Origin of the sequence: Methanohalobium sp. (assembly GCF_018609725.1) — an archaeon.
Classification (GTDB): domain Archaea; phylum Halobacteriota; class Methanosarcinia; order Methanosarcinales; family Methanosarcinaceae; genus Methanohalobium.
Window position 1 is genome coordinate 1 of record NZ_JAHENT010000121.1, and the last position, 3,824, is coordinate 3,824.

The window sequence follows — 3,824 nt, forward strand, 5'->3', positions numbered from 1 at the left end:
ATATCTGATAAACCACCTGTAGAAGCAACCAGAGACCTACCAGACAAGGCATACATCGGCAATGAATTCACTGTAACCATCGATGTATCTGAAGAAGCACAGAATGGTACTGTTACCGAAATGATACCTGAAGGATTTGAATGTGTCAGTACACCAGCAGAAGCTGTAGATATATCCGATGACTGCACAGTAACATTCAACCTTAGTGAAACCACAAGCTTTGAGTACACACTGAGGGCACCAATGGATGTCAGACCATGTGATGGATCACAGTCCTACATGTTCGATGGTGAAGTATCCAACAGTGACACTGCAACTGTCGATGGAGACACGGAACTTGATGTAATGCATCCAGATGGAATGGTACTGTATCCAGGCATGCAGAACATGGTATCTGTACCCTACGCATTGGACAACTCATCAGTAGACCATGTGTTTGGTGATGTCAATTACACAGCAGTATCCTACTGGAATGCAAGTGCAGGAATGTGGCAGTCTGCATCTGAACTTGAACCACTCAAAGCCTACCAGGTAATAGTACCAAGCGACTACGAAGGTACACAGATTATAAAAGATAAGTTCGAATCATCTGAAAGCCTTGTAGCACCAGCCAGCATGTCAGTTGAAGCAGGCAACACCTATGCGGTAGGATACACAGGAACACAGGACTGCCGTTCAATAGCCGATACACTCAACCCATCCATAGAAAACAAATATGGAATTGTTACAGGTCCCTACATAAACGGAGCACCTGTATTCAGTACCACCGACTATGACATGAAAATGAGCCAGTACTACGGTTACTGGGTCTCTGTAAATGAAGATGGAACATTGAACGGATTCGGCTATTCAACAGAATAAACAAAAAACAATGATGGGTTCTAAAACCCATTTTTTATTATTTCCAAGGAGATTAAAAAAGGGGGATAATATTGAAAATTATCAAATCATTAACAATAGCATTAGTATTGCTGTTATCATTGGTATCATTTACAGTTGCTGCCGAGCAGCCGCCAGAACCACCATTGATTGTAAAGGGTGAAGTGGAGATAAATGGTGAACCGGCACCAGAAGGAACACAGATAACAGCAAAATTGAATGGTGAATTAATCGCCAAATCAACAGTAGAAAAACCGGGAGAATATGAACTCCACCTTCTTAAAAAGGATGACTATACCGGTATAACATTTACAGTTGATGGAACAGAATCACAACCTGATTCAGAAATAGCAGATAAATTAAACAATGCAGACCCAACCAAAGCTACCTATCTGGATCTTTCAGTAACACAGTCAAATACCAATAACCAAGAAGAAACACAGGTAAGTGTACCTAACTCTAACAGCGGTAGTGGCGGTGGTGGATTCGCAAGCCCATCCGGCAGTGACAGCAGTACAACAAACCAGGATGATGATAATACTGCCAGTACGGGAGACTCAGAAACAAGAGAAACTACTGCAGGCGACAACAATCCTGATGCTGATGCAAGCACAGGAACAAACGACGCATCTGAATCACAGGAATCAACAGCATCAGAACCTGAGGAAACATCAAATATTTCACTGATGGTAGTAGGAGCCATTATAATAGTAGGTATTATTGCAGCAGTAGGGTATAAGATGAAGAAGTAACTGAAAAGTGGGGGATAGAACCTAATCAAAAATTGAAAAGATGAATTTCCCCTACTTAACTCTTATAATGGCTAAATATGATGGTTTCAAGAACTTTAAACAGGAGTTAGCAGGAATGTCCAGTTAAAAGAAGAGTTTGGGATAATTAAAGAGTAGGGGATGTGGTACTATAAAAAGAAGAAGTAGAATCGATATCAGTGAGGAAATATTAAATGCTGCAATAGAGGGAGCAAAAAAGACACACCTTGTATACAGTGCAAATCTCAATTTTGATATTATCAACAAATATCTCGACATGCTGGAAGAAAAGGGTCTGATTGAAAAAGAGGGCAACCTTTACGTTACAACCGAAAAAGGTAAAAAATTCCAGGAACTAGCAAGAGATTTGAAGTTATAACACTGTATATATAATTATATTAACCAAATATATTATTGTTCTTACTACTTATACTACTAACCATTTATTATCTACTTTATAACTTTCAAACTCTTTTTTTTCTTTTGCTTTATTGAATATAAGTTTTGAGCTTTGTTTTGATGTATCTAACATACTTAACATTATTTCTTAACCTTATTAATAATTTAAAAAATTGAATAGGGGGTAGTAAAAACTTTAAGGTTTTTAGGGGGTATATCAATGAAAAAAATTTGTATAAAAACTGCGATAGCTATACAATTAATTATACTGTTATCATTGGTGTCATTTACAGTTGCTGCTGAGCAGCCGCCAGAACCACCATTGGTAGTAAAGGGTGATGTAGAGATAAACGATGAACCGGCACCAGAAGGAACACAGATAACAGCAAAATTAGATGGTGAATTAATCGCTAAATCAACTGTTGAAAAAGCAGGAAAATATGAACTTCATCTTCTTAAAAAGGATGATTATACCGGTATAAAATTTAATGTTGCAGGGATAGAGTATAATCCAGACTCTGATACAATCACAAATCTTAACGATACCGATCCTACAAAGGCAGTATATGTGAATCTTTCAGTAGAACAACCACCAGTTACGGTTAAAGGTAATGTGGAGATTAATGGGAATCCAGCTCCAGTTGGTACCAAAATTTTAGCAAATCTTAATGATAGTTTGATTGGAAATTCAACTGTTAAAACACCGGGAGATTATGAACTTCAACTTTTAAACAAAGATAATTATGAAGGCATTATATTCAATGTCAGTGGTACAACTACACAACTGAATACTAAAAGTTTTGAAAACCTTAACAATGCAAGTCCTGGTAGTACAATTAATATCAATCTTTCAGTAATATCAGGAGAACCATCGGCAGAACGAAATCTTCCGGATGAAGTTGTAATCGATGAAGAGTTCAATGCTACTGTTAACGTTACAGGAGTAAGAAATACAAGTGTTACTGAAACGGTACCTGACGGTTTCAAATATGTTGGCTCAACAATCTCGGAAGCAAACGTAGTGCAAAATGAAAACAAAATTACATTCGAACTTGAAAAACCTACAAGTTTCAAATATACTCTTAAAGCACCAATGACTATTGAACCATACACAAAAGACAACTGCAAATTCAATGGAATACTGAACGATGGTGAGACAAAGCAGTATCAGGTTTGCGGAGATGCAGAACTTGACATGATACACCCTGATGGGATTGTGTTGTATCCAGGTGCTCGGAATATGGTATCTGTACCATATGCTCTGAATAATTCTTCAGTAGACCATGTGTTCAGTGATGTTGACTACACAGCTGTATCCTATTGGAATGCAAGTGCAGGAATGTGGGAACCAGCATCTGAACTTGAACCACTCAGAGCTTATCAGGTAGTAGTATCTGATGATTGCGAAGGTGTACAGGTAATATCCGAATCAAGATTAAAACCATCAGATAAATTAGTACCGCCAGCTAGCATGACAGTAGAGGCGGGAAATACCTATGCATTAGGTTATACCGGAACGCAGGACAAACGCACCATAGCAGAGACACTCAATCCATCCATTGAAGGTAAATATGAAACAGTAACAGGTCCGTATATAAACGGTACGCCTTTATATGATACTGTTAATTATGATTACAAAATGAGTAAGTGCTATGGATTCTGGGTGAACATAAAAGAAAATGGAACGTTACATGGATTCGGATATTCTACAAATTAAAAGATGGGTCAGTTTTGACCCAATTAATTTTAATTGGATATTAAGATATTAAATATTTC

General features: G+C 37.7%; 4 protein-coding genes. All 4 read left to right on the forward strand.

Translation table 11 applies throughout. The annotated features are described in order from the left end of the window. Nucleotides 1–861: hypothetical protein (locus QZ276_RS08165; RefSeq protein ID WP_292487001.1), on the forward strand; the 861-nt coding region annotated here is incomplete at its 5' end. Between the two features lie 71 nt (nt 862–932). After that, a complete protein-coding gene (locus QZ276_RS08170; protein WP_292487003.1) occupies nt 933–1,631 on the forward strand; it encodes a hypothetical protein in 699 nt (232 codons plus the stop codon). 187 nt (nt 1,632–1,818) lie between these two features. Then, nucleotides 1,819–2,028: a winged helix-turn-helix domain-containing protein gene (locus QZ276_RS08175; RefSeq protein WP_292487005.1), complete on the forward strand. Its 210-nt coding sequence runs from the start codon at nt 1,819–1,821 to the stop codon at nt 2,026–2,028. A 240-nt stretch (nt 2,029–2,268) separates the two neighbouring features. Then, a complete protein-coding gene (locus tag QZ276_RS08180) occupies nt 2,269–3,765 on the forward strand; it encodes a hypothetical protein (protein ID WP_292487004.1) in 1,497 nt (498 codons plus the stop codon). Nucleotides 3,766–3,824 lie beyond the last annotated feature (59 nt).